This window comes from Mesorhizobium sp. P3_A9, assembly GCF_056402975.1.
The window spans coordinates 1-7,007 of record NZ_JBFUGJ010000305.1 but is presented as its reverse complement, the minus strand read 5'-3'; the positions used below and the strand labels follow the sequence as shown (position 1 = coordinate 7,007).

Genomic DNA, 7,007 nt, shown 5'->3' with positions numbered 1-7,007 from the left:
CCTCCCGATAAGGTGATGAAGTTGTTGTCGCCTACCGGGTCAAAAACAAGATTTTCCGCGTGCATCTGCGTCGAATAGCTCGCCGAGCTGGTATATTGCAGTGCCACATGCCGCCATGTTGGAGTGCGGCTCTGTCGTGTGCAGTGCACAACAATGATTTTCTAAGGATTGGTAACATATAATCACACAATGTGATCATGGCGCATCGGCCAATTGTGGCATGAGATGCCGGCAAAGAACCGTCAGGGACTATAACTAGCATGGCAGGAAATTACTTCGGCACCGACGGCATCCGCGGGCGCGCCAACAAGTTTCCGATGACCGCTGAAATCGCCATGCGGGTCGGTATGGCCGCAGGGCTTTCGTTCCAGCGTGGCAGCCACCGCCATCGTGTCGTTCTCGGCAAGGACACCAGGCTTTCCGGCTACATGATCGAGAATGCGATGGTGGCCGGTCTTTGCGCCGCCGGCATGGATGTGTTCCTGCTCGGGCCGATCCCGACGCCGGCCGTCGCCATGCTGGTGCGTTCATTGCGCGCCGATATCGGCGTCATGATCTCGGCTTCGCACAACCCCTATTACGACAATGGCATCAAGCTGTTCGGTCCGGATGGCTACAAGCTCTCCGACGAGATCGAAGAGCGCATCGAGAGCATGCTCGACAAGGATATCGAACTGGCACTCGCCGATTCCGACGGGCTTGGCCGTGCCAAGCGCGTCGACGGCGTGCATGACCGCTACATCGAATTCGCCAAGCGCACCTTGCCGCGCTCGATGTCGCTTTCGGGTCTCAGGATCGTCGTCGATTGCGCCAATGGCGCCGCCTACAAGGTGGCGCCGGCCGCCCTTTGGGAACTGGGCGCCGAGGTTATCGCCATCAATGTCGAGCCGAACGGTCTCAACATCAACAAGGAATGCGGCTCGACCCATCCAGCCGGCCTGCAAAAGAAAGTGCACGAAGTGCGTGCCGACATCGGCATCGCGCTCGATGGTGATGCCGACCGTGTCGTGATCGTCGACGAGAATGGCACGATCGTCGATGGCGACCAGATCATGGCGCTGATCGCCGAGTCCTGGCACCAGAGCGGACGGCTTGCCGGCGGCGGCGTGGTTTCGACGGTCATGTCCAATCTCGGTCTCGAACGCTTCCTCGGCGACATGAAGCTGCAATTGCACCGCACCAAGGTCGGCGACCGTTATGTCGTGGAGCATATGCGCGCGCATGGTCTCAATGTCGGCGGCGAACAGTCGGGCCACATCGTGCTGTCGGATTTCTCGACCACCGGCGATGGCCTCGTATCGGCGCTGCAGGTGCTGGCCTGCATCAAACGGCAGGGCCGTCCGGTCAGCGAACTGTCGAAGAAGTTCGAGCCGGTGCCGCAGYTSTTGAAGAACGTSCRTATYKCCGGYGGCAAGCCGCTCGAGGARGCGCCGGTCAAGGCGGYMATCGARGAYGCMCGCMAYCGYCTCGGCAAGGCCGGGCGSCTGGTYATCCGKCCSTCSGGCACCGAGCCGCTSATCCGCGTCATGGCCGAGGGCGACGATCCGCAGCTGGTCGAGGCCGTCGTCAACGACATCGTCGAGGTCATCTCGGAGACCCGCAGCGCCGCCTGATCCCTAGGGCACCCAAAGGGTGTCGCGACCGGCGCGCCCAAACGGCGTCACGCCGCCGCTCTCCGGTTGCATCCAAGCCCGCCCCTCCGGCGGGCTTTTTTGTTGACCGGAACCGACCCCCTGGGTGTCGAAATCATCCCCGAATCCTTCGAATTTTAGAGATTCGTGGTTAATTGACAGGGTTAAACGCCTTTTAACTTTTCCAATTCATTATCCACGCTTGAAAGCCAATCTCATTCGGACACGATCGCCGTTCCGAGGGTTCCTAGGGGTGACAAGCATGTTCAATACAGCAAGAAAGGCCCTGTTCGCGTTGCTGTTCGCGGGCTTGGCCTGGCCAGTTTTCGCAGCCGACCTGCCCGAGCCGCAGGTCGAAGAGGCACCGCCGCCGGTTTACGAGCAGCCGGCTGACATCGGTGGCTGGTATATCCGTGGCGACATCGACTATCACAAGTCCGATGTGCGCGGCATCGACTACATGACCTACACCGTCGATCCTTGTAATTGTACGGTGACGCCGGGCGGCAAGAGTTTCGACTACGGCAAGCTCAAGGGCGGCTTCTCGGTCGGCGGCGGCGTCGGCTACAAGATCAGCGATCATCTGCGCGCTGACGTGACCGCCGACTACTGGTTCAAGTCGAACTTCAACGGCGGTACCTCGGATCTCCTCACATCTTCGGTCGAAGTGTCGAAGATGAGCGCCCTGTTGCTGCTCGCCAACGCCTATGTCGATATCGGCACCTGGCACGGCATCACGCCTTATGTCGGCGCCGGTATCGGCGGCGCGCATGTCAAGTGGGATACCGTCTACGACCCGAACACCGCTGAGACCAATCCCGGAGCATCCAACTGGCGCTTCGCTTACGCTCTGATGGCCGGTGCCTCCTACTGCCTGACCGACAAGGTCATCCTCGATGCTGGCTATCGCTTCTCCCATATCCAGGGCGGCCGCATGTTCGAGTGGGATGTGACCAGCTCCGGCCCAGGCTTCGACCGCGGCATCAACACCCACGAAGTGCGCGGTGGCCTGCGCTATCAGTTCGGCGGCAACAATGGGTGCRSCGCRCCGGTGGTTGCCTAYCAGCCCGAACCCGAGCCGGTCTACACCAAGTAAGACCTTCACTGCCCGGAATACACGCGAACCGCCCGGCTTGACCGGGCGGTTTTCGTTTCAGCTGTCGCCAGTGAAGTATCTGGAAAGGAACGCCAATTCAGGGCGTCATGCATTAGCTGGAATGAATTCGCTAACGCTCTGTTAGCCTTAACCGTGACTTAACCACTATGGTTAACAATGCTCCTTGAAACGATGGCTGCCGCGTTCATTGCAGGTGTCGCCAAATCCGGGAGTCGGGACCATGACACTCACATCGCGTATTGTGCTGGCGCTTGCCGGACTTGGCGTCTTGCCGCTGGCCCCCGCATTCGCCGCCGACTATGACCCGCCGATCTATACCGACCAGGCCCCCGACTATGTGCCGGTCGAAGTCGGCTCGGGCTGGTATCTGCGCGGCGACGTCTCCTATCTGGCGCAGAAGAGCTTCAAGGAGGATGATTTCGCCTTCACGCCGGCGAGTTTCAGCGACAAGGAAGACCCAATCTTTGCCAGCATCGGCTTCGGCTATCACTTCAACGATTATCTGCGTGCCGATCTCAATCTCGGCTATCTGCCCGGCAACAAAATTGGCGTTGGTTACGACGACACACTGACCGTCGTATCGCCGGCAACCGCCACCGTGGCATCGGCGAGCCTGAAGAATTACGCGTATTCGCTCATGCTCAACGGCTATGTCGACCTTGGCACCTATGTCGGGATCACGCCCTATGTGGGCGGTGGCGTCGGTGTCGTGCAGAGCACGCACAAGCTTTCGGCGAGCTATTTCACCGACAATAACGACCCCACCGACGATTTCGTCCAGGGTGACGACAAGACCAAGTACTCCTTGGCCTATACGCTGAATGCCGGTCTGGCCTATCAGGTGACGAAGAACGTTTCCGTCGACCTGGGCTATCAATATTTCTCCGCCCCGGATGCCGAATATGTCACGGCCGCAAGCCTGACCTCCTATCCGGTCAAAAAGGGGATCAGCAATCACCAGGTCAAGCTCGGGCTGCGCTACGATCTCTGGTAGGCCTGGGGACGAACAGGATTTTGGCGGCGGATCCCTGCGGTCCGCCGTTTGCGTTTGAAATCACGCGATCCTGATCGCGGATCGCCGGTATCCCGGCAGCGACAAAAAATTTCCTCTTGACGCCCGAAGCCTGAACGCATATCGCCGTCCGTGGGCCACCCCTCCCCAACGAGGGGCCACTATCTGGAAGGATAGACCACGATGACGACGCATACGAAGCCCGGACTCCGTCCGGCAAACCCCAATTTCTCCTCAGGTCCCTGCGCAAAACGYCCCGGCTGGTCGGTCGAGGCGCTGAAGAATGCTGCGCTCGGTCGTTCCCATCGCGCCAAGATCGGCAAGACCAAGCTCGAACAGGCGATCGAGCTGACGCGCGAAATCCTTCAGGTCCCGGCAGACTACCGCATCGGTATCGTGCCGGCGTCGGACACCGGTGCTGTCGAGATGGCGCTGTGGTCGCTGCTCGGCGAGCGCGGCGTCGACATGGTCGCCTGGGARAGYTTTGGCTCCGGCTGGGTCACCGATGTGGTCAAGCAGYTGAAGCTCGCCGACGYGCGCAAGATCGAGGCYGGCTAYGGCGARTTGCCKGAYCTGGCCAAGATCGATTTCGACCGCGACGTGGTCTTCACCTGGAACGGCACCACGTCGGGCGTGCGTGTGCCGAACGGCGATTTCATCCCTGCGGATCGCAAGGGACTGACCATTTGCGACGCCACTTCGGCCGCCTTCGCGCAAAAGCTTGATTTCGAAAAGCTCGATGTCGTCACCTTCTCCTGGCAGAAAGTGCTGGGCGGCGAGGGCGCGCATRGCATGCTGATCCTGTCGCCCCGCGCCGTCGCGCGGCTGGAGAGCTACAAGCCTTCATGGCCGCTGCCGAAAATCTTCCGCCTGACATCGGGCGGCAAGCTGATCGAGGGCATCTTCAAGGGCGAGACCATCAACACGCCGTCGATGCTGTGCGTCGAGGACTATCTCGATGCGCTCCACTGGGCGAAATCGATTGGCGGCCTCGATACCCTGGTCGCCAGGGCGGATGCCAATGCGGCCGTCCTCGATGGCTTTGTCGGCAAATCATCCTGGCTCGGCCATCTCGCCGTCCAGCGGGCGACGCAGTCGAATACCTCGGTCTGCCTGGCCTTCACCGATCCGGATATCGCGGCGCTCGACGCCGACGCGCAGGGGGCTTTCGCCAAGGGGCTGGTTTCGGTGCTCGACAAGGAAGGCGTCGCCTATGACATCGGCTCCTATCGCGACGCGCCTCCCGGCTTGCGTATCTGGTGTGGCGCGACGGTCGAGACCTCAGATCTCGAAGCGCTGCTGCCCTGGCTCGACTGGGCTTTCGCCGCGCAGAAGGCGTCGCTGAAAGCGGCGGCCTGAGATTTCATGGCGGCCCGCGGGCCGCCATTTCCCCGACAATCCCTTTTCAAGGAGGCCGCCATGGCGCCCCGCGTTCTCGTCTCTGACAAACTCTCTCCCACTGCCGTGCAGATCTTCAAGGATCGCGGCGTCGAGGTCGACTACCTGCCCGACCTCGGCAAGGACAAGGAAAAGCTGCTTGAGGTGATCGGCCAGTATGACGGCCTCGCCATCCGCTCGGCGACCAARGTCACCGAGAAGCTGATCAACGCCGCAACGAACCTCAAGGTCATCGGCCGCGCCGGTATCGGCGTCGACAATGTCGATATCCCGGCGGCGAGCCGCAAGGGTATCATCGTGATGAACACGCCCTTCGGCAATTCGATCACGACTGCCGAACATGCCGTAGCGATGATCTTCGCCCTGGCACGCCAGATCCCGGAAGCCAACGCCTCGACCCATGCCGGCAAATGGGAAAAGAACCGCTTCATGGGCGTCGAGATCACCGGCAAGACGCTGGGCGTCATCGGCTGCGGCAACATCGGCTCGATCGTCGCAACGCGCGGCGTCGGCCTGAAGATGCATGTCATCGCCTTCGACCCGTTCCTGTCGGACAAGCGTGCCGAGGAACTCGGCGTCGACAAAGTCGAACTCGACGAGTTGTTCGCCCGCGCGGACTTCATCACGCTGCACACGCCGCTGACCGACAAGACGCGCAACATCATCGATGCCGGGGCAATCGCCAAGATGAAGAAGGGCGTGCGCATCATCAATTGCGCGCGCGGCGGGCTGATCGTCGAGGCCGATCTGATCGCGGCGCTGAAGAGCGGCAAGGTGGCCGGCGCCGGCATCGACGTGTTCGAGGTCGAGCCTGCCGAACAAAACGAGCTGTTCGGCATGGAGAACGTGGTGGCGACACCGCATCTCGGCGCCTCGACGGCGGAAGCGCAGGAGAATGTCGCGCTGCAGGTCGCCGAGCAGATGTCGGACTATCTGATCAAGGGCGCCGTCTCCAACGCCATCAACATGCCGTCGATCACGGCGGAGGAAGCGCCGCGGCTGAAGCCGTTTGTCAAGCTCGCCGAAGTGCTCGGCGCCTTTGTCGGCCAGGTCACCGAGGATCCGATCACCGAGGTCGAGATCCTGTTCGACGGCTCGACCGCGACGATGAACACGCGCGCGCTGATCAGTGCGGCACTTGCTGGGCTGATCCGGCCGCAGGTCGCCGACGTCAACATGGTGTCGGCGCCGATCATGGTGAAGGAGCGCGGCATCATCGTCGCCGAGGTCAAACGCGACAAGTCGGGCGTGTTCGACGGCTATATCAAGCTGACCGTCAAGACCGAGCACAGGACACGCTCGATCGCCGGCACCTGTTTCTCCGACGGCAAGCCGCGTTTCATCCAGATCAAGGGCATCAATCTCGACGCCGAGGTCGGTCAGCACATGCTCTACACCACCAATGCTGATGCGCCTGGCATCATCGGCCTGCTCGGCACGGTGTGCGGCGAGAACGGCGTCAACATCGCCAACTTCCAGCTTGGCCGCAACCGGCCGGGCGGCGACGCCATCGCGCTGCTCTATCTCGATGCACCGTTCCCGGAAAAAGTGCTGGAGCAGGTGCGGGCGCACAAGTCGATCGACTCGGCCAAGCGGCTGCAGTTCGACGTGGGCGGGGTTTGATCCCTGGCTTGTTATGAAAGATCAGAAGGCGCGGCCTCGGTCGCGCTTTTTTGCTGCTCAGCGTGTCTTGGCTGGTGACCGCATCGCCATCTTGCGCCCGCTGTACTCGGCAAGCGCGATGCCGCTCAGCACGAGGGCCAGTGCCAGAGCCTGATAGAGCTGGAACGTCTCGCCGACGATCAGCAGCGAAAGCAGCGTGCCGAAGATCGGCACCAGATTGATGAAC

The 7,007-nt window shown here is 61.4% G+C and carries 5 protein-coding genes and 1 pseudogene; 5 read left to right on the top strand and 1 reads right to left on the bottom strand.

Going from position 1 to position 7,007, the window contains the following annotated elements:
* Positions 1-260 precede the first annotated feature (260 nt).
* The 5 genes from glmM to serA all read left to right on the top strand — a co-directional run bounded on the left by glmM (position 261) and on the right by serA (position 6,781).
* Positions 261-1,613 (top strand): phosphoglucosamine mutase, encoded by a 1,353-nt coding sequence (gene glmM / locus AC1DX0_RS27945; RefSeq protein ID WP_477357625.1) that lies wholly within the window; start codon positions 261-263, stop codon positions 1,611-1,613.
* A 280-nt stretch (positions 1,614-1,893) separates the two neighbouring features.
* Positions 1,894-2,727 carry an outer membrane protein gene (locus AC1DX0_RS27940; RefSeq protein ID WP_477357622.1) on the top strand — a complete coding sequence of 278 codons (834 nt, stop codon included), beginning with the start codon at positions 1,894-1,896 and terminating at the stop codon, positions 2,725-2,727.
* Between the two features lie 241 nt (positions 2,728-2,968).
* Positions 2,969-3,742: an outer membrane protein gene (locus AC1DX0_RS27935; RefSeq protein ID WP_477221723.1), complete on the top strand. Its 774-nt coding sequence runs from the start codon at positions 2,969-2,971 to the stop codon at positions 3,740-3,742.
* A gap of 201 nt (positions 3,743-3,943) precedes the next feature.
* Entirely contained in the window at positions 3,944-5,119 is a 1,176-nt protein-coding gene (locus AC1DX0_RS27930; RefSeq protein ID WP_477357620.1) for a phosphoserine transaminase, read from the top strand.
* Positions 5,120-5,179: 60 nt separating this feature from the next.
* Complete coding sequence (gene serA / locus AC1DX0_RS27925) at positions 5,180-6,781, top strand: phosphoglycerate dehydrogenase (protein WP_477221725.1); 1,602 nt, start codon at positions 5,180-5,182, stop codon at positions 6,779-6,781.
* 57 nt (positions 6,782-6,838) lie between these two features.
* Here the strand turns inward: serA and AC1DX0_RS27920 are convergent.
* A pseudogene (locus AC1DX0_RS27920) lies at positions 6,839-7,007 on the bottom strand (EamA family transporter); the annotation flags it as partial.

Excerpts from the sequence above, each read along its gene's own strand:
- AC1DX0_RS27935 (WP_477221723.1), top strand. The coding sequence starts at position 2,969 with ATGACACTCACATCGCGTATTGTGCTGGCGCTTGCCGGACTTGGCGTC.